Origin of the sequence: Shewanella litorisediminis (assembly GCF_016834455.1) — a bacterium.
Taxonomy (GTDB): domain Bacteria; phylum Pseudomonadota; class Gammaproteobacteria; order Enterobacterales; family Shewanellaceae; genus Shewanella; species Shewanella litorisediminis.
The window spans coordinates 2,493,221-2,516,066 of the sequence record NZ_CP069213.1 but is presented as its reverse complement, the minus strand read 5'-3'; the positions used below and the strand labels follow the sequence as shown (position 1 = coordinate 2,516,066).

The 22,846-nt window shown below is 55.4% G+C and carries 22 protein-coding genes; 10 read left to right on the top strand and 12 right to left on the bottom strand.

Features of this window, described 5'->3' with window-relative positions; translation table 11 throughout:
• The first annotated feature begins 414 nt into the window (after positions 1 to 414).
• Positions 415 to 2,451, top strand: a complete 2,037-nt coding sequence (locus JQC75_RS10995) for a DNA topoisomerase III (protein ID WP_203324149.1) — start codon at positions 415 to 417, stop codon at positions 2,449 to 2,451.
• A gap of 225 nt (positions 2,452 to 2,676) precedes the next feature.
• Here JQC75_RS10995 and JQC75_RS10990 read toward each other — a convergent pair whose 3' ends face one another.
• Positions 2,677 to 2,865, bottom strand: a complete 189-nt coding sequence (locus JQC75_RS10990) for a DUF4250 domain-containing protein (protein ID WP_203324148.1) — start codon at positions 2,863 to 2,865, stop codon at positions 2,677 to 2,679.
• A gap of 189 nt (positions 2,866 to 3,054) precedes the next feature.
• On the bottom strand, positions 3,055 to 4,374 hold the full coding sequence (locus tag JQC75_RS10985) for an alpha/beta fold hydrolase (protein WP_203324147.1): 1,320 nt from the start codon (positions 4,372 to 4,374) through the stop codon (positions 3,055 to 3,057).
• Between the two features lie 172 nt (positions 4,375 to 4,546).
• On the opposite strand from JQC75_RS10985, the gene JQC75_RS10980 reads away from it, so the two are divergent.
• The 3 genes from JQC75_RS10980 to JQC75_RS10970 all read left to right on the top strand — a co-directional run bounded on the left by JQC75_RS10980 (position 4,547) and on the right by JQC75_RS10970 (position 7,441).
• Positions 4,547 to 5,191: an MBL fold metallo-hydrolase gene (locus tag JQC75_RS10980; protein ID WP_203324146.1), complete on the top strand. Its 645-nt coding sequence runs from the start codon at positions 4,547 to 4,549 to the stop codon at positions 5,189 to 5,191.
• A gap of 226 nt (positions 5,192 to 5,417) precedes the next feature.
• The gene (locus tag JQC75_RS10975) at positions 5,418 to 5,882 is read left to right on the top strand and encodes a DUF1097 domain-containing protein (RefSeq protein ID WP_203324145.1); all 465 of its coding nucleotides are present in this window, start codon (positions 5,418 to 5,420) and stop codon (positions 5,880 to 5,882) included.
• A gap of 119 nt (positions 5,883 to 6,001) precedes the next feature.
• Positions 6,002 to 7,441, top strand: coding sequence for a methyl-accepting chemotaxis protein (locus JQC75_RS10970; protein WP_203324144.1), 1,440 nt, complete (start codon positions 6,002 to 6,004; stop codon positions 7,439 to 7,441).
• Between the two features lie 133 nt (positions 7,442 to 7,574).
• Here the strand turns inward: JQC75_RS10970 and xthA are convergent, their stop codons facing one another.
• The 3 genes from xthA to JQC75_RS10955 are packed head-to-tail and all read right to left on the bottom strand — an operon-like array spanning position 7,575 to position 9,225.
• Complete coding sequence (gene xthA / locus JQC75_RS10965) at positions 7,575 to 8,381, bottom strand: exodeoxyribonuclease III (protein ID WP_203324143.1); 807 nt, start codon at positions 8,379 to 8,381, stop codon at positions 7,575 to 7,577.
• Positions 8,381 to 8,680 carry a YciI family protein gene (locus JQC75_RS10960; RefSeq protein WP_203324142.1) on the bottom strand — a complete coding sequence of 100 codons (300 nt, stop codon included), beginning with the start codon at positions 8,678 to 8,680 and terminating at the stop codon, positions 8,381 to 8,383. Before JQC75_RS10960 ends, xthA begins: the two co-directional genes overlap by 1 nt.
• The gene (locus tag JQC75_RS10955; RefSeq protein ID WP_203324141.1) at positions 8,680 to 9,225 is read right to left on the bottom strand and encodes a septation protein A; all 546 of its coding nucleotides are present in this window, start codon (positions 9,223 to 9,225) and stop codon (positions 8,680 to 8,682) included. The genes JQC75_RS10960 and JQC75_RS10955 overlap by 1 nt, the downstream gene beginning before the upstream one ends.
• A 191-nt stretch (positions 9,226 to 9,416) precedes the next feature.
• On the opposite strand from JQC75_RS10955, the gene JQC75_RS10950 reads away from it, so the two are divergent.
• The gene (locus JQC75_RS10950) at positions 9,417 to 10,874 is read left to right on the top strand and encodes a hydrolase (RefSeq protein ID WP_203324140.1); all 1,458 of its coding nucleotides are present in this window, start codon (positions 9,417 to 9,419) and stop codon (positions 10,872 to 10,874) included.
• A gap of 196 nt (positions 10,875 to 11,070) precedes the next feature.
• Here JQC75_RS10950 and JQC75_RS10945 read toward each other — a convergent pair whose 3' ends face one another.
• The 7 genes from JQC75_RS10945 to JQC75_RS10915 form a co-directional block, all read right to left on the bottom strand.
• On the bottom strand, positions 11,071 to 11,604 hold the full coding sequence (locus JQC75_RS10945; RefSeq protein ID WP_203324139.1) for a cysteine hydrolase family protein: 534 nt from the start codon (positions 11,602 to 11,604) through the stop codon (positions 11,071 to 11,073).
• 260 nt (positions 11,605 to 11,864) lie between these two features.
• Entirely contained in the window at positions 11,865 to 12,665 is an 801-nt protein-coding gene (trpA, locus tag JQC75_RS10940) for a tryptophan synthase subunit alpha (RefSeq protein WP_203324138.1), read from the bottom strand.
• A gap of 11 nt (positions 12,666 to 12,676) precedes the next feature.
• Positions 12,677 to 13,870, bottom strand: a complete 1,194-nt coding sequence (gene trpB / locus JQC75_RS10935) for a tryptophan synthase subunit beta (RefSeq protein ID WP_203324137.1) — start codon at positions 13,868 to 13,870, stop codon at positions 12,677 to 12,679.
• Between the two features lie 72 nt (positions 13,871 to 13,942).
• On the bottom strand, positions 13,943 to 15,331 hold the full coding sequence (gene trpCF / locus JQC75_RS10930; RefSeq protein WP_203324136.1) for a bifunctional indole-3-glycerol-phosphate synthase TrpC/phosphoribosylanthranilate isomerase TrpF: 1,389 nt from the start codon (positions 15,329 to 15,331) through the stop codon (positions 13,943 to 13,945).
• A gap of 14 nt (positions 15,332 to 15,345) precedes the next feature.
• Positions 15,346 to 16,380, bottom strand: a complete 1,035-nt coding sequence (gene trpD, locus JQC75_RS10925) for an anthranilate phosphoribosyltransferase (RefSeq protein ID WP_203324135.1) — start codon at positions 16,378 to 16,380, stop codon at positions 15,346 to 15,348.
• The gene (locus JQC75_RS10920; protein WP_203324134.1) at positions 16,377 to 16,976 is read right to left on the bottom strand and encodes an aminodeoxychorismate/anthranilate synthase component II; all 600 of its coding nucleotides are present in this window, start codon (positions 16,974 to 16,976) and stop codon (positions 16,377 to 16,379) included. Before JQC75_RS10920 ends, trpD begins: the two co-directional genes overlap by 4 nt.
• Entirely contained in the window at positions 16,973 to 18,556 is a 1,584-nt protein-coding gene (locus JQC75_RS10915; RefSeq protein ID WP_203324133.1) for an anthranilate synthase component 1, read from the bottom strand. Before JQC75_RS10915 ends, JQC75_RS10920 begins: the two co-directional genes overlap by 4 nt.
• A gap of 353 nt (positions 18,557 to 18,909) precedes the next feature.
• Here JQC75_RS10915 and rnm point away from each other — a divergent pair, with 353 nt between their 5' ends.
• From rnm to rluB, 5 genes are all read left to right on the top strand, one after another.
• Positions 18,910 to 19,770, top strand: a complete 861-nt coding sequence (gene rnm / locus JQC75_RS10910) for an RNase RNM (RefSeq protein WP_203324132.1) — start codon at positions 18,910 to 18,912, stop codon at positions 19,768 to 19,770.
• A complete protein-coding gene (locus JQC75_RS10905; RefSeq protein ID WP_203324131.1) occupies positions 19,767 to 20,387 on the top strand; it encodes an L-threonylcarbamoyladenylate synthase in 621 nt (206 codons plus the stop codon). Before rnm ends, JQC75_RS10905 begins: the two co-directional genes overlap by 4 nt.
• Before the next feature lie 190 nt (positions 20,388 to 20,577).
• Entirely contained in the window at positions 20,578 to 21,366 is a 789-nt protein-coding gene (locus JQC75_RS10900) for a segregation and condensation protein A (protein WP_203324130.1), read from the top strand.
• The gene (scpB, locus tag JQC75_RS10895) at positions 21,366 to 21,962 is read left to right on the top strand and encodes an SMC-Scp complex subunit ScpB (protein WP_203324129.1); all 597 of its coding nucleotides are present in this window, start codon (positions 21,366 to 21,368) and stop codon (positions 21,960 to 21,962) included. Before JQC75_RS10900 ends, scpB begins: the two co-directional genes overlap by 1 nt.
• A complete protein-coding gene (gene rluB, locus JQC75_RS10890) occupies positions 21,955 to 22,842 on the top strand; it encodes a 23S rRNA pseudouridine(2605) synthase RluB (RefSeq protein ID WP_203324128.1) in 888 nt (295 codons plus the stop codon). The genes scpB and rluB overlap by 8 nt, the downstream gene beginning before the upstream one ends.
• Positions 22,843 to 22,846 lie beyond the last annotated feature (4 nt).

Below are 22,846 nucleotides of genomic sequence, written 5' to 3'. Positions count from 1 at the left end.
CAAACCCACATGGATTTGGCAAAACATATCAGCCAAACCGCAAATAAGCCGCCAGTGCCGAAATGGGTAAGCGGCTTTGCCTGCAGACATTGTCCAACGATAAAACATAATGGCAGCAGTATCAGTGGCCAGCCTGTTTGGGGAAGACACAGCAGTAGTGCGAGCAACAAAAGCACGGCATACAGCAGCCATTGATGACGAATAACAGAGACTGAGCTTTGCATAGGCGAGTCCGGTATCGGTTGATATCGGTTATTTGAGCTTTGATGAGAACTATTCTCAACAAAATTTACACTGGATCAGGTTAAATCTGACCCTGGCTTTAACCCGCTGGGATTGCGCGTTGCGTCCGCCGGGGATTTTCGCTACATTTACTGTAAATTCATCCAGTGTTTTAGGCCCGAATATCCCGCCATGATCCTCTATATTGCCGAAAAACCCAGCCTCGGCCGCGCCATTGCTGAGGTGTTGCCCAAACCCCATAAAAAGGGTGATGGGTATATTGAGCTGGGTAACGGCGATTGTGTGACCTGGTGTATTGGCCATTTGCTTGAGCAGGCCGAGCCGGATGCTTATTCTCCCGAGTATAAACAGTGGCAGCTTGCCCATTTACCCATCATTCCCGACGAGTGGAAACTCACCCCGCGAAGTTCAGCCAAAGCCCAATTGGCGGTGGTAAAACGCCTGATCAAGCAGGCATCTTCCCTGGTACATGCAGGCGATCCGGATAGGGAAGGGCAGCTCCTGGTAGATGAAGTGATTTCCCATGCCAAGGTTTCTGCATCCAAACTGGCATCTACCCAGCGCTTGTTGATTTCGGATTTAAACCCCGATGCGGTGCGCCGCGCATTGGGGCAGCTTCGCAGCAACAAAGAGTTTGTGCCGCTTGCCACTTCGGCACTGGCGCGCAGCCGTGCCGATTGGCTCTATGGCCTGAATATGACCCGAGCTTATACGCTCCAGGGCCGAAAGGTGGGTTATGCCGGTGTCTTGTCTGTTGGGCGGGTGCAAACCCCATTGTTGGGGTTGGTGGTGCGCCGGGATCTGGAAATCGAGCACTTTGAGCCCAAAGACCACTATGAGGTGCTTGCTCACATTACCACAGACAAGGGCGAGTCTTTCTGTGCCAAGTGGCAACCCAGCGAGGCTTGTCAGCCCTACATGGATGAAGAAGGGCGGGTGCTGTCACGCCGCCTTGCAGAAACCGTGGTTAACCGCATTGACGGTAAGCCTGCGCTGGTGAATCAGGTTAGCCACAAAGACAAGAAACAGGCGCCACCTTTGCTTTACAGCCTGTCGGCGCTGCAAATCGATTGTGCCAAACGCTTTGGCATGAGCGCGAAAGAGGTGCTGGATACGGCGCAGAGCCTTTATGAGCGCCACAAGCTGATTACCTATCCCCGCTCTGACAGCCGTCATCTGCCCAAAGAACAACTTTCTTTGGTACCTGATGTGGTAGCGGCCATCAGCGCAAATGCGCCTGAGCTGCTCGACAGCGTGCCACCGCCCAATCCGCAGCTGGTGTCCAAGGCCTGGGATGACAGCAAGGTGGACGCCCACCACGCCATAGTGCCCACGGGGAAACGCGCGGCGCTGTCGCAGCTGAATCAGCGGGAGCGTCAGCTTTATTTGCATATTGCACGGCAATATCTGGCGCAGTTTTATCCCCATCGTCTCCTGTCGGATACCGAGATTCAGCTCACTATCGAGGGCGGAAGTTTTCTCGCCAAGGCGTCGGTTGAACGCGCTGCAGGTTGGCGGGTGTTGTTTCAGCGCAGCGGTGCGCAGGAAGAAGCTAAAGATCCGGAAGAAACAGACACCAGCCAAAAGACGCCCTTGCCAGCCCTGAATAAGGGCGATATAGCCCAGTGCTGCCACGGTGAGCTGCTGGCCAAACAAACCCAGCCCCCAAAACATTTTACCGATGCGACCTTGCTCAGTGCCATGACAGGCATCGCCCGTTATGTAAGCTCACCGGACATTAAACGCATCTTGAAGGATACAGATGGCCTGGGCACTGAAGCGACCCGTGCCGGGATCATCGAACTCCTGTTTAAACGTGGCTTTTTGGTGCGTCAGGGTAAAAGCATCATGGCATCCCAAGCCGGACGGGGCTTAATTGCCAGTTTGCCCGAGGTGGCAACCACAGCGGATATGACGGCGCTTTGGGAGCGTCAGCTCAGCGATATCTGCCAACGACAGCTATCTTACAAAGGCTTTATGGCGCCGCTGGTGTTGGAACTTGAAAAGCTCATTCAGCAGGCCGCTGCCAGTTTGCCGACGGCGTTGGCCGGCGTCACAGCAACCGGGGCCAAACGGTCTTTTAAAGGCAGAGGCGGCAAGGGGAAAGGGCGAATATCCGGGTCAAGTGCTGGCTGGGGGCGCAAAAGCCGTTCAAGCTCTGGCGGTAAAACAGCTGCGCGGGCAAGCAAATCAACCCTCGTTAAATAGCAGATACAAGCCGGTAAACCCAACGGGCGATGCGCAGCGTATTTCGTGATCCGAAGTTTTCACTTTGATTTGAAACCGGGATAAGACTCAGGGCGAGTGCTGAGAAAACCGAAAGTTTCACGACTCCTGAACCTTGACGTGTCACGCTCTCAACCCCGGATTATCGCCTTCTGAGCGTGCTTCAAAACGACAGCTCAAGGGCTATCAAAGGTAGACAGGCAAGGCTCAGCGGCTGCGATATTGATTGATGATGGGGTTGTAATCGAAGCCTGCCAATTTTGCGTCCAGCTCAGCTTCTTGCATTCCCAGCTCGTATAAAAGTGACGCCTTGTCCGGGCACTGTAAGCGGAGTTTTTCATTGACTATGCCAACAAGAATTTCAGGGCTTAACTGCGAAGGGTGACGGATTTCCATGGGCGACTCCGATACTGAGGTGCTTGAGTGAGTATCGGGTAAAAAAAGGAGTAAGCCAAGATCCTGGCTTACTCCACTCAAAAAGCGATAACCAAAAGTGGTTAGCACAAACGCTCATAGAGGAGGAACACTATTGAGTGTGCCAAGCCGGGCTTAAGCCGGACTTAAAATTCCCTGAGCGCCCTGTGGCTAGCGCAGACTCGTGCCCCGATTGATGGCGATGAGGCGATCGAGAATGCGCTCACCATCCATACGAATGCCATTGTGTTCGTATTCCGAGGTCAGCCAGTATTTCAGATTGGCCACCTGTTTGGCTGTTTCCAGGCTGTACTCCATTTCCACGAACATGTCTTCACTGTAAATGGCGGAGGCAACCGGCACTGTATTGGTTGCGAGTGCGGCCGTATCATAGAGCCTTGGCCAATCCGTTTTCTGCGCCAGCAACTCAGCGCAGCCTTTTAGCGGTTTGAGGTGTTCAAAGCAGTCAAACATCCATGGGAAAATCATTTCCCCTGTGAGCAGCAGCGGCGCAGGTGGCGCTGCGTCAAACTGCGGATACTCCGCCCGAATCCTGTGTGCGGCCCAGTTGGACGGCTGCATTTCGCAGTAAATGGCCTCATGGAGCACTGAAAACAGAGGGTTGGTGTTGTAATCGAGCATCTGTCCAAAGCGCTCAACAAACAGCGGGTTTATCCGCTCCCCGGAAGGCGTGGACAACAGCGCCTGCTCTATCAGGTAATATACGGCCTCAGGCCCATCTTCCATCCCCAGATGTATACCCAGCAGTTGCAACATGGGTGGCGTTAAACGCTGGCCTGAAGGTAAAAGCACCTGATGATGAAGCAGGTGTTGCTGCAGGGCGGCCAGCAGCGATGCAGCATCCGGGAAACGTTGATGGAACTGTCGATTTTTCTGCAATACCCGTTTAAAGGTTGCACGGTACACCTCGTCGGCGCTTCGGCCAATCGGTGGAATGCCACCTGTGATATAGGCTTCTTTCAAGCCATGGGCAGCAACACTTAAGTACCTGAGCACGCAAAAACCGCCAAAGCTCTGGCCGAGAATGGTCCAGGGCGTTTCGGGGCTTAAGATGGCGCGAATGGCTTCGGCGTCTCTGATAATGTTATCGGCGCGGAAGTGAGTCAGGTAGTCGGCTTTGGCCACGTCATCGAGGTGTGCGAGGCTTGTGGCGTTCACCGGGGTGGAAAGACCGGTGCCACGCTGATCGAGCAGCAGTACCCGATACTCCGCCAGCGCCCTTTTTATCCAGCCGCTGTGGCTGACAGGGCGCTGTGCGGCGAATCCCGGGCCACCCTGGAAATACACCAGCCAGGGCAGGTCCTGGTGCTGCTTATCTTTGTGCACCAAGCTACGGGCAAAGACTTCAATCGTTCCTTTGGCAGGGTCCTGGTAATCCAGCGGCAGGATAAAGCTAAGCTTCTGTGCAATCATTTGTGGGAGAAGCGTTTTGACCCCGGAGGCGTTGGGCAGTTTGGCTGAAACAGACATGGGCAGGACTCATTGGCTGGCATCTTGGTGCGGATTGTATACAAATGCCCTCATCTGGCAAGTCATGAATCTGACCAAAGCCCTATCAAGATCAATTTCTGCCCGAGAAAACTGGCACACAATGGCCAGGATCACTTAATCTAGCGCCCAGAATTCACAAGAGAATGCGACTATGAAATATCAGATAATTCCAGTGACGCCTTTTCAGCAAAATTGCACTCTCATTTGGTGTGAAAACACCCGCAAAGCTGCGGTGGTTGATCCGGGTGGAAACCTGGAACGGATCCATGAGGCGCTGGAAAAACATGGACTGACATTGGATAAGATTCTGCTGACCCATGGCCATATAGACCATGTCGGCGGCGCCGCTAAACTCGCCCTGGAAACCGGCGTTGCCATTGAAGGCCCCCATGTGGATGACGCCTTCTGGTTGGAAAACCTGCCCCGTCAGAGCCAAAACTTTGGGTTCGCCCACTGTGATGCCTTTGCTCCTTCCCGTTACCTGGAGGAAGGTGAACAAGTGCGCCTTGGCGAAGTCATGCTGGATGTGGTGCATTGTCCCGGACACACGCCCGGACATCTGGTGTTTTTTGAACCTGTGACCAAGCTCGCCTTGGTGGGGGATGTGCTTTTTCGTGGCTCAATCGGCCGCACCGACTTCCCCGGTTCAGATCACAAAGCACTGATCAATTCCATTACCACCAAGCTCTGGCCGCTGGGTAAAGATGTCGCTTTCATACCAGGCCATGGTCCCATGTCGACTTTTGCCGAAGAGCGCGCCCATAACCCCTTTGTGGCCGATCAGCTGCTCGGTTAATATGTAATTCCACGGTTGTGGCTCCCTGGGCTTGATGCCATAGGAGCCACAGCGCCCTTGTTGCTATCTTTTTCCCTCCTGCGTTCATTGCCCTTGGCAGTCCTTTTGACCAAAGCACGAGTCATCTTTGGTAATTTAATTACACTTTTTTGGAACAAGATCAGTTTTTCGTCCTTCAGTTTGCCTTATTGTTAGCGCCATAACACAAAGACAAAGGGGTCCAACTATGTTCGAACGATTGCCTGTGGCGCTGGCCGCTGGCCTGCTAGCCGCCTTGTGGGTGGCGGTATCCGGCCAACTTTCCTGGGTAACCTGGGTAGGGTTTCTGGGATGCAGTGCCTATTTTGCCCAGGGGGAGCTGAGCCCGCGAGGCGTCATTTCTACCTGGGCCACCACACTGTCGGGGGTGCTGTGGGCCTGGCTTATTCTCCATGGCGCTGAAGTGCTGACCATGGGATACAGTGCTGCCATTCTCACCGGTATCGTGACCGCGTTTATGTGTCTGCAGGCCAGTAAACGGCTGCTCGCCTTTATTCCCGGGACCTTTTTGGGCTGCTGCGCCATGTTTGCATTAAATGGTGATTTCATCGCGGTACTGCCGCCTTTACTTGTTGGAGCTGTGATGGGGTATGCCATGAGCCTTCTCTCGGGTTTGCTGGCTCGTTACATGCCAGTTGCTGTAACAGAGTGAGTCTCACGCCTCATGATTTAACGTTGCCATGGCGAAATATGCAGCTTGGCTCAGGTCTGCCTGGTCACCATCTATACTTACCCATGACCGGGAACGCTGACCGGGCCGGAGAATAATCAATGAAACAAATAACCTTTCGTAAAATTGATGCGATTCTGATCAAATTCAGTCTTAACGGTAAATTTTGGTTGGTGTGTTCCATGGTGGCCGCCATTACTGCCGTTGTGGCGTTGGCGAACTATCGCCTGCAGCTGGCGACCATAGAATCTTCCAGTGGGGCAAGGGTCAGCGCCGCACTCGATGCCTATGCGGACATCGCCCGGGCCAACAATCTGCAGGGAGAGGCGCTCGCGGCATTTGCTGCACGCCATGGATTGTCTCAGTCGGGCCAGGCAGCACGTAAAGGCAACACAGTGACGGCAGTGACCGACCTTGCGGGTTCGCCATTGGCGCTCAGCCGCAATGTGGCAGACTGGGAGACTGAGCCCCGCAGCGATGCCAGCATGATGCTCTGGTGGGCTGCACTGGGGCTACTGCCGCTGTTTCAGCTCAGTTACTGGATGTCCACCTCCCTTGGTGGTGGCCTTTGGGATATGTACATGGCCATCAAGCGGTTGGCTGATGGCGACCTGACCCAACGACTGAATTTTTTCGGTACCGATGACTTCAGCCTTATTGCCCGCGAAATTGACCGCTGCGCCGATAACATGAGCGATATGCTCTCAGCCATTCGCAATAATGCCGACACCCTGAAACGTGCGTCCTCGGCGTTTTCCAATCAGGCCCAAAGCAGTGACAGCCTCGCCCGGCGCCAACACGAGTTTCTCGACTCAGTGGCGGTGGCCATGTCGCAGATGACGTCGGCCATTGAAGAAGTGTCAGCCAATGCGTCGGCCACCTCTACCCAAACCCGGTCCAATGCCGGGGCGGTCAAAGAAAGCCAAAAGCGTATCAGTACGACGGTCGCAGGTATTGCCGAGCTGTCCGGCAAGATAGGCGATGCCTCATCGTCGGTGGATGCGCTGTCGCGTGAGGCGACCGAAATCAGCGCCGTGGTGACCGTCATTGACAGTATCTCTGAGCAGACCAACCTGCTGGCCCTGAATGCGGCCATTGAGGCGGCCCGCGCCGGTGAGCAGGGACGCGGCTTTGCCGTGGTGGCCGACGAAGTCCGCACCCTGGCGGGCCGGACTCAGCAGGCCACAGTGGAAATTCAATCCATGATTGAGAGCCTGCAATCCGGGAGCAAGGCACTGTCGGGAATAACCGGGGATATCGTCAACCGGGCGGAGCAGGGGAAGAGTGCGGTCTCACTGGTGGGAGAGGATGTGGGCAATATTGCTGACTCCATCAACCAGGTGTTTGATATGGCAAGCCATATCGCGGCGTCGGCCGAAGAGCAAAGCGTGGCATGCCGTGAGATTGCGGCGCAGCTCGGTGAAATCAGAAACCAATCGGGTGTTATCAGTGAAAATGCCCACAACGCCCTGGAATTGGCCCATGAACTTGCACAGGCCTCGGTGGCGTTGACGGATATCCTGGGCCAGTACCGCACCTGATGCCTGGTACCTGACACTTGTATTGGTATCGGCTCTATCGAATGAACCTCGGTCGTTGATAGCCGCCGAAAATTAAGTAACAGGCAGAAAAAAAGCGCCGGTTATCGGCGCTTTTTTATGGTCAGCAGCCCGCTTACTCGAATTCGCTCCAGACAGGGGCGTGATCCGACGGCTTTTCCATTGCGCGAATATGGTAATCCACCCCGGACGCTATCAATCTGTCGGTGAGCGTTCGGGTGGTCATGATCACATCGATACGCAGACCTCGATTATCATCAAAGCCCTTACTGCGGTAATCGAACCAGGAGTAGGTGCCTTCCTGTTCCGGATGTAACACCCGAAAATTGTCATACAAGCCCCAGTCTTTCAGGGTTTGCAGCCACTCTCGCTCTTCCGGCAGGAAACTGCACTTACCGGTTCTGAGCCAGCGTTTGGCGTTATCCGGACCAATACCTATGTCCAAATCCAGCGGCGAGATGTTGATATCGCCCATGATGATGATGTCGTCATCGCTGCTGTAAGATTCGGTCAGGAGGCGCTGGAGATCGGCATAAAACTTACGCTTGGCGGGAAACTTGATTTCATGATCCCGGCTTTCCCCCTGGGGGAAGTAACCATTCATCACTGTGAGCAGACGACCGCTTGGCTGACGGAATTTACCAATAATCATCCGTCTTTGGGCATCTTCAGCATCCCAGGGGTAACCCTTTTCCACGGATTCTGGCTCAACCTTTGACAGCAACGCCACGCCATAATGGGCCTTGCCCCCATGGTAATACACCTTGTAACCCATGGCCTCGACATCGGCGAGCGGAAAGGCTTCGTCGTGTACCTTGGTTTCCTGCAGGCCAATAATATCCGGCGCCTGGGTATCTATCAGGGCCTGAAGTTGATGCAGGCGCGAACGCAGGCCATTGATGTTAAAGGAAACGACTTTCATCAGGGCAGCACTCGCTTAAAGGGCTTCACGATCACCTTTTCATACACGCCAGCGGCAATGTAAGGGTCGGCATCGGCCCACGCCTGAGCGATTTCCAGTGATTCAAATTCGGCCACCACCAGAGAGCCGGTGAAGCCGGCTTCACCGGGGTTATCGCTGTCGATGGCGGGGTGTGGACCGGCAATCATCAGTCGACCTTCATCGGCCAGTTCCTGCAGGCGTGCAAGGTGCGCCGGACGGGCAGCAAGGCGTTTTTCGAGACTGTTGGCAACGTCCTGGGATGAAATCATGTACCACATTATTTGAGTTCCTTCTTTTTATCTTCGGGAAGATGTTTGAACAGGTAAAACACGGTAATCAGTGTATTGACCAGGGTGGCGGCCGTCAGCCCGAATACCTTGAAGTTCACCCAGGTTTCCTGGGATAGGCTGAATGCCACATAAATGTTGATAAGACCGCAGACCACAAAAAACAGCACCCAGTACCAGGTGAGCCTCGCCCAAATCTTATCGTCTACCGGCATTTCCTGACCCAGCATGGATTTGAGAATGGGTTTACCCAGAAACTGGCCGGCGATGAGGGCAAGAGCGAACAGGGCATAGACGATGGTCACCTTCCACTTGATAAAGGCATCATCGTGGAAAATCAGGGTAGCGGTACCAAAGGTGGCCACCAGGGCAAAGGTGATCAGGTGCATTTTTTCGATTTTCTTATACAGCGCGTAGGTAGCGATAAGCTGAATAAGTGTCGCGACTATCAGGGCACCGGTGGCGGCATAGATATCAAAAAACTTGTAAACGGCGAAAAAGACCAGAAGCGGTAAAAAATCGAGCAGCTGTTTCATGGCGTCCTGTGAAGTCCGAAAGTGTAAGCCTTTGACGGCACGTAAGCTTGCATCGGGCCGTCAGCGAAAAACCGAGTGTAACATGGGGATTGGCCGCTGGGTATGGCACTTTACCCGCTGGTGAAAGCCTGTGACCGGCCCTATAATGGCCGCCCGCCCCAGTAAGGGTTTTGATCTTGTGGAAGTGTGTTTTGCGTAAGTGGTTGAAAGGCATCGCAGCCGTAAAACTTGCCCTGATTGTGTTGCTCGGGTTGTCCATCTGGTCCACACGTATTCCTGATATTGCCTATCATCCTGTTTCACCCGGGCAGCCTTTCGCCAATTTCCACGTCATTGAGTTCAATGATGACGGCGACATGCACCTGCCCGAGCAATTCAATGCCTTAAAGGCCCGGCTCAGGGCAAGTCCCGGTGCTGACTTATTGATTTTTATCCACGGCTGGCATCACAATGCGGCGCCTGGCGACGATAACTTTTTGGCTTTTAAGCGTTTTTACCAACAGATGTCGGCCAATAATCCATCGCTGCTTGGACTCTATATCGGTTGGCGCGGCGATCAATACGATCCCTTTTGGCTCGATGGCTCGGACGACCCCGATAGTGTTGTCGAGCCGCTGGACTTTCCTACCATTTTCACCAGCAAACGGGTGGCCAGGCGTGTGGGAGAACATGGCGTCAAGCCCTTGCTGGCGGAGCTCGACACTCTGGCGGATGAAGGCATATTGGGCCGCTATACCCTCATAGGCCATAGTCTCGGTGGCGTGGTGGCACTCCATGCCCGCAAGGAAAGTCTGCTGGATAACTTGGCTAAGGGGCAGGGGGAGCGGCATTTTACCGTACTGCTCAATCCCGCAGCCTCCGCAAAGGAATATCAGCCATTGGATAAATGGCGCAGCCCAGACAATGCCGGGCCTGCCATGCTGGTGCTGCAGTCCAAAACGGACTTTGCCGTGCTTGAGGCCTTCAACTGGCTCAAGCAGGGAGAGCGTGCCGTGGGCAACTCCTGGGCAATTACCCATGATATTGACCCCTGTCCCGGCAGGGATTGCAGCCGTGCCCTTGTGCTTCCCAAGGCGCTGCAGGACCACGATGCCAAGCCTGGGTGTATGGGGGTACTGGATGGCCCGGGTTGGAAGATCCGTGCCCGTTTGCATGCCCGTAAATCGGTGCAAAGCTGTGAAGATGCCAACCGTCAGGCGGTATGGGTACTGGCGGTTGCCGATGGGGTGATCGCTGGCCACAACGGCATTTTGACCGAAGTGCAGGGCGTTGCATTGGCCGCCGCACTCGCTAATTGGCAAAATCGTTGGCAAGGAAGTATCAGCGCTGCTGATGCGCTTACGCCCCGGGGGGCTGACGATGCAATCCTGTCAGCCGACTCTGAGTTTGCATCCGAACTACGTGAAGAAAGTGCTGAAATGGCTCCAGTCATAGATATCAATCAGCATCAGGTGCCCCATAAAAGTACGACCGGGAACACAGTCGATGCCGAAGGTATGGGGACGCTCGAAAGCACGACAAAAGCGGATAGTTTGCCCGACGGGGAAAGCGTGATTGAAATTGAAAACGCGTCGGGAACCGAAAGTACGCCTGACACCGAAACAGTTGGGGCAACAGAAAAATCAGTGGCTGCACTACTGGCCCGCTAATGGCTGTGCTGCCGAATTAGTTGCTGCCGACTGCGGCACTGCTGATTCGGGCAATGCTGATTAGAGCATTGCTGATTGAGGAACTGGGGCGCACGCAGCAGAGTGCGTGCCCCGGAGTGAATGGCCAGAGTGAATAACTGAGTGAACGGGCAGTGACCTAATCGGCTCTGGTCGCTGCCTGTTGCTTTGGCAGGTATCAGGGGCGCCAGTCGGTTGCGGAGACTGCCGTGGCCACGACGCCAAAGCTTTTAATGCTGCACAGGGTCGCATTCTCGTGGGCAATGATGGTCTTGGCATCCAGATGCGCCTTGTCTGCTGTAGTGTGCGCATCGGTGATAAGGTCCACCGGATACCCCAGCGCCAGGGCGCGTCTCACCGTGGTATCGACACAAAACTCGCTGGCGTAGCCACAAATCGCCAGGGCATCCACGTCCAGTTCATCCAGTAAGGCCTTAAGTCCTGTGCCCTGAAAACTGTCCGGGGTGGTTTTACCTACAAAGTAGTCGTTTTCATCCTGTATCAAGCCGCTCACCAGCTGCCAGCCCTGGGTTTCACGGGCAATGGGTGTGTCTGGCTGTTCATGCTGAATAAATATAACGACAGCCCCTGCTGCGCGCGCAGTTTGAGTCAGGTGGTTAATACGCCGGATAATATTGTCGGCATCGAATGGTGGCTTGGCGCCTTCAAAAAGCAGTTGTTGAACATCTATCACTAGCAGTGCCTTGGCCATGGGCCGCTCCTTAGCTGCTGCTTCGACCCTGGGCCGAACGGTGCTTCATAGGTTTAGTTGTATTTCAGGTGCTGTTGAGAGTCAACCTTCCGGACGCTGCTTCCAGGAGAATCAATCCACTGCAATGACGCTCAGGGCGATGGCACTGAGATGCTTTTCAGCCGCTTCATCTTATATTCGCCCTAAAAAAAGACAGCGGGTTTCACCGCTGTCTTTTTACGAACGCATTGGAATGAGTGGCTTATCCGTTACTAAACGTGTCAGGTTGCCGCCTTCATGGCACAGGCAAAGGCCTTAAGCTCTGCCAGGAGCTTTGGCATATCGTCTTTCAAGGCTTCGATGCGCTTGACCACGGCCGAGCCGGAAATGGCGCCCGCAGCACCGGCGGCGATGGCTGCCTGAACCTGTGAAGGCTCTGCGATGCCAAAGCCCAGAAGCGGTGGCGGGGCGTTAAATTCCTTGAGGGCCGTCAGCACCGAGTCCAGTGGCATACCTGCTTTGGTATCGGCACCTGTCACCCCGGCGCGGGACAAGAGGTAGGTGTAACCCTCGCCAAGGGACGCTACCCGGCGCAGTGTGTCGGCGTCGGCATTGGGGGGCGCAATGAAAATCGGCGCTATGCCTTCGGCCTTGGCGGCGGCGACAAAGGGCGCCGACTCTTCTGCCGGTACATCGGCAATCAGCACAGAGTCCACCCCAGCTGCCTTGGCGCGGCGGTAAAACGCCTCTATGCCGTTGGCAAACACCAGATTGGCGTACAGTAAGAGGCCAATGGGGAGCTCAGGATACCTGGCGCGGATTGTTTCAATCATCTTGAAACAATCTTCCGGAGTGGTGCCGGCGGCCAGGGCGCGGATGTTGGCGCCCTGGATCACCGGACCATCGGCGAGGGGGTCTGAAAAGGGAAAACCCAGCTCAAGACAGTCGGCGCCGCCTTCGACCAGGGCATCAATAATCGCCAGACTCTCCTCAATGCCCGGGTCCCCCAGGGTGACGAATGGCACGAAGGCGCCCCGCGATTCGGCTTTTAAGCGGGCAAAGGCGTTTGAATATCGGTTCATGGCAGTACTCCTTATGCGCTGGCCTTGCCATCTAAAATGTCGGAAACAGTGAAAATGTCTTTATCGCCGCGGCCTGAGAGATTGACCACGATGATTTGCTCTGTGGTGGCATCTTTGGCCAGGCGCAGGGCGTAGGCCAGGGCGTGGGCCGATTCCAGCGCCGGGATAATGCCTTCACTGCGGGCAAGCAGCTGGAATGCCTCAAGTGCCTCATCGTCGGTGGCCGATTCATAGGTGGCGCGGCCGGTGGCATTGAGATAGGCGTGCTGCGGTCCCACGGAAGGGAAGTCCAGACCGGCAGAGATGGAGTAGGACTCTTCAATCTGGCCGTGTTTGTCCTGCATCAAGGGGGCTTTCATGCCAAAGAAGATACCGGTCTTGCCATGCTTGAGCGGCGCACCGTGCATGGGAGTATCAATGCCCTTACCGGCGGGTTCCACGCCGATAAGCTTCACCGAAGGCTCGTCGATAAAGTCGGCAAACATACCTATGGCGTTTGAGCCCCCGCCCACACAGGCGATAACCGCATCCGGCAGGCGGCCTTCTTTTTCCAGCATTTGGGCCTTGGTTTCGGCGCCAATCATGCGCTGGAACTCACGCACTATGGTGGGGAAGGGATGCGGCCCTGCGGCAGTCCCCAGCAGATAGTGGGCGCGGTCATAGCTGCCGGACCAGTCGCGCATGGCCTCGTTACAGGCATCCTTGAGGGTGGCAGAGCCTGAGGTCACCGGAATAACCTCGGCGCCCATCAAGCGCATGCGAAACACGTTGGGGCTTTGACGTGCCACGTCTTTGGCGCCCATATACACCTTGCATTTAAGCCCCAACAGGGCGCAGGCCAGCGCCGTGGCCACCCCGTGCTGACCCGCGCCTGTCTCGGCGATAATCTCTTTTTTGCCCATGCGTTTGGCGAGCAGCGCCTGACCCAGCACCTGATTGGTCTTGTGGGCGCCCCCGTGGAGCAGGTCCTCACGCTTTAAGTAAATTTTCACCCTGGGATTGGGTGACAGATTTCGGGTCAGGGTCAGCGCCGTGGGACGACCGGCATAGTTTTTTAACAGGTCGTGGAACTCTGTTAAAAACTCAGGGTCCTGCTGGGCCTCGACAAAGGCGGTTTCCAGTTGCTTCAGCGCCGGCATCAGAATTTGCGGCACATACATGCCGCCGTATTCGCCGAAGTAGGGGTCGAGTTTCAGCTCGCTCATTGTGTCTCTCCAAAGTCAATCAATCTGCTAAGGCGGCGTTACCACCAAAAATTCTGTTCGGTTAAGTGTTTGTCAGTAGTTGCGAAGGCTGGCAAAGGCCTGCTCGATAAGGGCGGCAGATTTGATACCGGGGGCATCTTCCAGCCCGGAATTAAAGTCGAGCCCCAAAAAGCCCTGCTTGGCGGCGGTGGCGGCGTTTGTTGCATCAAGACCACCTGCCAGCATGGCCCTGTGTTTGTCTGCAAGATTCAGTTGCCAATCAAAACACACGCCGGTGCCGCCAAAGCCAGCACTGTTTTTGCTGTCGTAGACAATGCGGTCGGCTCCATGGGGAATGGCAGATACCTTGGCTGCTTCCACTGCCACGGCTTTCCAAATCTCACAGCCCTGATGGAACTCTTGTGCCAGAAGTGCACGCAGGCCATCGATATAGGCCTCGTCTTCCCCTCCGTGCAACTGCACCGCCGCGAGTCCCAACGTCTTGGCAAGGTTGGCAACCTTGGGCGCCGTTTCATCCACGAACACGCCCACAAGCGCCAGCGGCTGGCTTGCCACGCGATTGAATTGGCTCAGTGCCAGAGCTTTGTCTTCTGATACGCAGCGTGGTGATTTTGCGGCAAAAATCAGTCCGCCATAAACGGCACCGGCCTTGGCGGCGGCCTCAATATCGGCTTCGCGGGTAAGACCACAGACCTTGTTTTCACCGTAAATCAGCCGACGACAGGCCAAATCCAGGTTCGCTTCCGCCATCAAGGAGCTGCCCACCAAAAATCCCTGCACCATGGGGGCGAGACGCTTTACCTGTTCGTGGGTGTAAATGCCGGACTCGCTTACGACCAGGGTATCGGCGGGGATGTGGGGCGCCAGCGCTTCTGTGGTGGCAAGATCTGTGCTCAGGTCACGTAAATTACGGTTATTGATGCCAATAATGGGCGCCTTTAGCGCGATGGCACGGCCGAGTTCCTCCTCGTTGCTCACTTCGGTGAGTACGTCGAGCTGATATTTGGCGGCCTCGGCGGCAAGCAGCCGGTAATCGTCATCATCCAGTACACTCAGCATCAGCAAAATGGCATCGGCGCCCTGATGGGCGGCGAGTTTTACCTGATAGGGCGAGATAAAAAAGTCTTTGCACAATACCGGCTGGGAAACGGCGGCGCGCACCAGGGGGATATAGTCCATATCACCCTGAAAAAACTGCTCATCGGTCAGCACTGAAATGGCGGCAGCGTAGCGGCTGTAAATGCCAGCGATGGCTACCGGGTCAAAGTCGGCACGAATAAGTCCTTTCGACGGACTGGCTTTTTTACACTCCAGAATAAAGCCTGCGGCCGGTGCTGCCAGCGCCTGATACAGGCTGCGGTCAGAGATTTTTGGCGCGAGGCTCGCTTCAGGAAACCGCTGCTTGAGGGCATCGATGTGGGCATATTTGGTGTCAATAATCTTGGTTAACACATTGCTCATGGAGGCTTTATTCCTTATACCTTGCGCTGCTGACTCATGGCGGCGAGGCCAATCAGTTTGTCATATGCCTTGCCGGAGGAGAGGGTGTCAATGGCGAGCTTAAAACCTGCCTGAGGCGTGTCGGCAAGCCCTGCCACATAAAGGGCACAGCCCGCATTGAGGGCCACGGCATCCCGGTGGGCTGCCTTACCTTCGCCTTTTAAAATGGCCGCGGTGATGAGCGCATTGTCTTCGGGATTGCCGCCTTCAAGCTCGGTTACCTTCACAGGTTCCAGCCCAAAATCCTGTGGCGACAGCGAGTAATCCATAAGCTCACCGTCTCTGAGTTCACACACCTGAGTTGTGCCATGGAGCGCGACTTCATCCAGCCCTTCGCCATGTACCACCATGGCCCGTTTTACCCCAAGGGCGCAGAGTACCTCGGCGATGGGGCGAACAAGAGATGCACTGTAAACCCCAAGCAGCATATAGTCGGGATGGCTTGGATTAATCAAAGGCCCAAGCACATTGAACAGGGTGCGGGTGGCAAGCTTTTGCCTTACCGATACCGCATGTTTTACCCCGCCGTGGTAATGGGGGGCAAAGAGAAAACAGATACCCAGAGTTTCAAGGCAGTCGGCGGCCGTTTTGGGTGCCATGGTTAGCTCAATGCCGAATTGACCGAGCAGATCCGATGAGCCCGACTTGGACGACACACTGCGGTTGCCGTGTTTGGCGACATTGGCGCCGGCAGCGGCAGCTACAAAGGTGGCTGTGGTGGAGATATTGATGGTGTTAAAACCGTCACCGCCGGTACCGACGATATCCAAAATACCGCCACTAAGCGCGGGCCGCGGGAAGGGATTGGCCGCTTCGCGCATGGCATCTGCAGCGCCGCTGATTTCGTCGATAGTTTCGCCACGCACCTTGAGGGCCATCAAAAGCGCCGCTATGGTGACTTCATCGAGTTCGCCCCTGACCAGCGCGGCAAAAAGACTCTTGGCTTCAGCGCGGGACAAGGCATTTCCGCCATAGGCTTTATCGAGGAGTTGTCTGACATCCTTGCTCATTGCAGCTCTCCTTTGGCAACCATGCCGGTCAGGTATTCCAGGCTTTGTACCAGCAAGGTACTGCCAAGGGTGGTGAGAATGGACTCAGGGTGAAACTGAAATCCCAGGGCCTTGTCTTCTTCCTGGAGTACCGCCATGGGCATGCCTTCGGTGGTGGCAATCACCTTGAGGGTATCAGGCACCTCTGTGGCGACCAAACTGTGATAGCGTGCCACCGGCAGAGGTGAAGGCAGGCCGCGGAAAATCCCCTGACCGTCATGGACAGTGGGGCTTGCCTTACCGTGTACCACGCTTGGGGCTCGCTCTACCTTGCCGCCATAGTGCTCAACCAGTGCCTGGTGCCCTAGGCATATCCCGAGGATGGGCAGCTTTCCGGCCACCAGGTTAATCAGCGCCATCATGCAGCCTGCTTCGTGTGGCGCGCCCGGGCCGGGGGAGAGCACCAGTGCGGTTTGAGGCTCGGCCAGCAGCTTGGCTGCCAGCTGCTGTGGGTCTACGTCGTTGCGGTAAATGACTACCTCAAATCCCAGCGCGCGGAATTGGTCGACCAGGTTGTAGGTAAAAGAATCGAAGTTATCGAGTAAATAGAGTTTCACAGGCCACCTCCCAGTTTGATGGCAGAGATCACTGCCTGTGCCTTTTGACGGGTTTCGTCGGCTTCAGCCTGGGGATCTGAGTCATACACCACTCCGGCACCGGCCTGAATATGGGCAACGCCATCTTTCACAAAGGCCGAACGAATGACGATACAGGTGTCCATGTCGCCGGTGGCGGACAGGTAACCCACGGCGCCGCCATAGCTGCCCCGGCGGGTCTTTTCGGTTTGGCGGATAAGCTGGGAGGCTCTGACCTTGGGCGCGCCTGTGAGGGTGCCCATGTTCATGCAGGCCTGATAGGCGTGAAGGGCATCGAGATCTGCTCTCAGTTGGCCCGTGACCCGGCTGACCAGATGCATCACATGGCTGTATCGGTCGACCTTCAGCAGCTCGGCGACCTTGCGGGTCCCGCTTTGGCTGATGCGGGCGATGTCATTACGGGCCAAATCGACCAGCATCAGATGCTCTGACAGCTCCTTTTTATCCAGACGAAGCTCCAGCTCGATACGGCCATCGAGGTCGTGGTCTATATTGCCACTGGCATCTTTACCACGCTTGCGGGTGCCGGCGATGGGGTACACCTCTACCTGATTGCTGCCGGCATCGTATTTCAGCGCGCTCTCAGGCGAGGCGCCAAAGAGGGTGAAATCGCTGCTGCGAAAATAAAACATGTAAGGGCTTGGGTTGGTTTTACGCAGCGCACGGTAAGCGCCGAGAGTATTGGGGCAGGGCAGACTGAAGCTTCTTGACGGCACCACCTGAAAAATGTCGCCGGCGATGATGTGCTCTTTCAGGGCGTTCACCGCGTCTTTAAAGTCTTCGTCACTGATACTGACGCTGGCCTCAACATTCACCGGTTTGAGGGCTTTAACCGGGCGGGGGCGATTGGCGATGGCCTCAATCACCTTGGCGCGGCGCTTGAGTTCATCGTCTATGAAGGGCGATATTTGCCCATCCGTGGAAAAGGCAGACAACACCAACTCGGCCTGTTTGGCCTTGTGGTCCACAAGCACCAGGGTGTCAGCGAGATAAAAAAGATAATCCGGGCAAGTATTGGCGCCGTCTCTTGCTTTTGGCAGGGGCTCAACGGCATCAATCAAATCGTACGCCAGCACGCCGCCCAGAAAGAGATCTTCAAAGGCGACCTCATTACCCACATGGATATGCTTGAGCAGTGCCCGCAGACCATCGAGGGGCGAGGTGGATTTCAGTCTGGCATCTTCATCCAGCAGGCTGGTATCCCGTGTTAAGGTCACTTCGAGGCGGTTGGTCTCATTCTGTTCGCAGTTAAAAAAACCGGCGATGGCGGGCAGCAGCACCCTGCCGTTGTCATCCAGCGCGGTAAACTCCAACCGATATCCCTGGGCGGCAATCTTCAGCGCCGCGTGGGTCATGATGATGCTTTTGAGGTTCTCTTTGCTGTCGATTTCAGCCGATTCCAGCAAGAGTGTGTGATGGGCATCCTGAGTCAGGCTCTCGTAGAGCGCCAGTGGGTTATCCTGGTAAGGCAAGGGCTGCTTGGTCAACTTGCCTGTGGCGAGCTTTCCCTCTGCCTTGGCATCAAACGCCTGTTGTGTCATCCGGTTATCCTTCAAGTTTTTATGCCGCTTTTCCCCGGGCCAGATGCAAAAAGGCCCGCGTAGTGCGGGCCTTTTCGATGAATCTTGTGTCTGTTAAACGCACACCAAGCTTCACACCACCCGCGTATTGGGGAAGTGCCACCACCAGTTGATGAAAGAAGCAATGATTGGGTTCATGTTGCGTTTATCTTGTGAAATTCGTTGTTGGCCTATAGAAAAACCCAGCCGGTGGGGATTGTCAATTGAATATTTATCATAATCTATGCGAACTCACTGATTCTGCCATCGATTGGGGGCGGGAAGGACTGAAAGTTTGAGGCGCTTTTCATAATGCTTTCAAGTAGAATAAGCCCATGAACGATGAAAATTATTTGGTTGATCTCCACTGCCACACCACAGCCTCCGACGGACAACTTTCGCCCTCGGATGTGGTTACACGCGCCATCGAACGCGGCGTGAATTTGCTTGCAATAACCGACCACGACACCCTCGACGGACTTGAAGAAGCCCACGGCGCCAACAATGCGTCCCAGTCGCCGCTCGAATTGGTTGACGGGGTGGAAATTTCAACCCGTTGGCACAGTTACGATATCCACATAGTGGCGCTTCAGGTGGACCGGCATCACCCTGAGTTGCAGGCGTTTCTTGCGCGGCAACGGGAGCTTCGGGAAATCCGCGCCCGTGAAATAGGTAATCGTCTGGCCAAGGCCGGTATCGACGGCACCTTTGAGGCGGCAAAGCAACTGGCCGGGAACGCGGCGGTCAGCCGTGGCCATTATGCAAGGGTGCTCGTTGAGCGGGGTATTGCAACCGACATGGCCGGGGTATTCAAGCGCTTTCTGGCCCGCAACAAAACCGGCTATGTGCCCAATAACTGGGGCGATATGGCGTCTGCCATTGCGATTGTTCATCGCGCCGGCGGTGTGGCCGTGCTTGCTCACCCCAGTGGCTATAAAATGTCAGCCAAGTGGCTGAAAAAGCTGGTGCGGGAGTTTAAAGAAGCTGACGGCGATGCCATGGAAGTGGTGCTGGGGCAGCAAACATTGGAGGACAGGGCCAATTTGGTGGCACTGTCCCATCTCAACGGCTTATACGGCAGCCTGGGCAGCGATTTTCATTTTCCCGGCAGCTTTGTCGAGCTGGGCAAAAATCTTTACCGACCACAGGGTGTGACCTGGGTCTGGCAAACCGAACTCTGGGGGACGAGGGAATGAGTCAATTTTTTTACGTGCATGAGGTGAATCCTCAAAAACGCCTGATAGATCAGGCAGTCAATATTCTCAGAAGCGGCGGCGTGATTGTGTATCCCACCGACTCGGGCTATGCCCTTGGCTGCCTGATTGGCGATAAAAACGCCATGGAACGTATCGTGCGTATCCGTCAGATGGAGCAGGACCATCACTTCTCGCTGATGTGCCGTGACCTGTCTGAAATTGCGACCTATGCCAGGGTCGAGAATCAGGCCTTTCGCCTGGTGAAACACTGCACGCCCGGACCTTACACCTTTATTTTCAAGGCCACCAAAGAAGTGCCGCGCCGTTTGCAAAACGACAAGAAGAAAACCATCGGTATCCGTGTGCCCGACAACGTGATAGCCCTGGCACTGCTCGAAGCACTTGGCGAGCCTTTGATGTCCACCAGTTTGGTGATGCCCGGTCAGGAATTTGCCGAGTCGGATCCCGAACATATCCGCGACCTGCTCGAACATCAGGTGGAGGCTATTCTCAACGGAGGTTACCTCGGTGAGAGTCCAACCACTGTGGTGGACATGTCCGAAGACACCTTCGCGGTGCTCAGGGAAGGTGCCGGGGATATCAGTCCATTTCTGTAATGGCACGCGTCCGGACTGTTTTGCTTTCACGCGGCTTTGCTTTTAAGAAGAGCTGTTTTCGCGTATAATCGCGCGCTTTCGTGTCCGATAATGGGGACGGTGCTGAAAACCGGGAGAATTGAGCCTCTTACGCATTGTAAAAGCGCGGTTTTTTGGTAAGAGGTTGGCCTTTAGGTAGCCTGGAGGACGGATGCAAGGCATTCAGCAAAGTTTGCCACTTGCGGTGGTTCGTGGGGAGCCCGTCAGGGAGTTGCCCGCCGATCTCTTTATTCCACCGGAAGCGCTTGAAGTGTTCCTGGAGGCCTTTGAAGGTCCGCTCGACTTGCTGCTTTACCTTATCCGAAAGCAAAAGCTCGATGTGATAGAACTGCCTCTGACCCTGATAGCGGCTCAGTACCTGGAGTACATCCGGCTGCTGACCGATGCACGGATTGAGCTTGCTGCCGATTACCTGGTGATGGCGGCTACCCTGGCGGAAATTAAGTCGCGACTGCTATTGCCCAAAATGGCGGTGGAAGACGACGAGGAAGAAGACCCGCGGGTCCGGCTTATCAAGCAGCTCAAGGCCTATGAGGCGATTCGAGAGGCGGCATTTAAGCTCGACGAACTGCCGCGGCTCGAGCGCGACGTGCACCAGGCAGAAGCTCAGGCAGCCCCCGGGCTTAAGCCTGAAGTCATTCCGCCGGATGTCTCACTGAAAGAACTGGCAATGGCCTTTGCTGAAGTGCTTAAACGCGCGTCTGCCTTTGAACACCACCAGGTGAAAAAAGAAGTGCTCTCTACCCGGGAGCGAATGAGCGAAATTTTAGCCAAACTGGATCATGAACACTTCATGCCCTTTACGGCACTTTTCAAGCCGGAAGAAGGCCGTGGCGGTGTAGTGGTCAGTTTTCTTGCGCTGATGGAATTGGTGAAGGAAACCCTGGTTGAGCTGTACCAGGCCGAACCCCTCAGCGGCATTTACGTGAAGGCGACCTGATGGCGCAGATTAGTCACTTACAGCTGAAACAATTGATAGAGGCTTGTCTGTTTGTGCAGCAAAAGCCGATGACCATCAAAGCCTTGCGAGAAGGTGTGCTGGCGCCCTTTGCCGTCTCCCGGGAAAGGATCAGTGCCGTCATCGCCGAGCTGGTGGTCGATTATCAGGAACGTGGGGTCAACCTGGTGAAAGTGGCAGGCGGATATCGCTTCCAGACCCAGGAAACCCTGAACCCTTACTTGCAGACCCTGTGGCAGGAAAAGGCGCCCAAGTATTCGCGGGCAACCCTGGAAACATTGGCGGTGATAGCTTACCGCCAACCCGTAACCCGGGGCGATATTGAACAGGTGAGGGGTGTTGCGCTTGGAAGCCACATCCTGAAAACCTTATCTGATCGTCGATGGATCAGAGTGGTAGGGCATAAAGAGGTTCCCGGTCGTCCGGCACTTTACGCCACTACTTCAGAATTTTTGGCCTATTTTGGCTTGGATAATCTGGCGTCATTACCGGCGCTGGCGGATCTGGAGTCATTGGATGCGTTATTTGGCAAACAAACTGAATTACCAAATACGCAGGAAGAATTAACTCATGAGTGAAAAGTTGCAGAAAGTCTTGGCCCGTGCAGGCCATGGCTCCCGTCGTGAGATGGAGGCATGGATTGCTGCAGGACGAGTGAGTATTAACGGCGAAATCGCCAACCTCGGAGACCGGGTGGATGCCGACGCCAAAGTGCGCCTCGACGGCCGCCTGGTGTCCATCAAGTCGGCCGACGACATCATCTGTCGTGTGCTGGCCTATCACAAGCCTGAGGGCGAGATTTGCTCGCGCAAAGACCCCGAAGGCCGCCCAACCGTGTTTGACCGTCTGCCAAAGCTGCGGGATGCCCGTTGGGTTGCTGTGGGTCGTTTGGATATCAATACCTCCGGGCTTTTGTTGTTTACCTCTGACGGTGAGCTGGCTAACCGCCTGATGCACCCGTCCAACGAGGTTGACCGTGAATATGCCGTGCGTACCTTCGGTGAAGTGAACGACTTTACCATTCAAAAGCTGCGTACCGGCGTGATGCTCGAAGACGGTCCGGCGCAGTTTGATTACGTGAAGGCAGCCGGTGGTGAAGGTGTTAACCAATGGTGGCACGTGGGGCTGCGCGAAGGGCGTAACCGTGAAGTGCGCCGCCTGTGGGAATCCCAGGAAGTGCAGGTAAGCCGTCTTATCCGTGTGCGTTACGGGATGATTGAACTGCCGAAGACCCTGCCCCGTGGTGGTTGGATTGAATTGCCGCTGGAGCAGGTCAACTACCTGCGTCAGCTGGCCGGTATGGATCCTGAAACCCGCTCCATGATTGGCGCCGACAAGCACAGCGTTGCCCGTGCGTCTCAGGTGCGCAGTGCCAAAATTCGCCGCGCAGTGCGTAAGAGCAAGGTAGGCGCTGCCACCGGCTCAAAACGCCCCAAGCCGACTCGTACCCGCAGTTAATCCC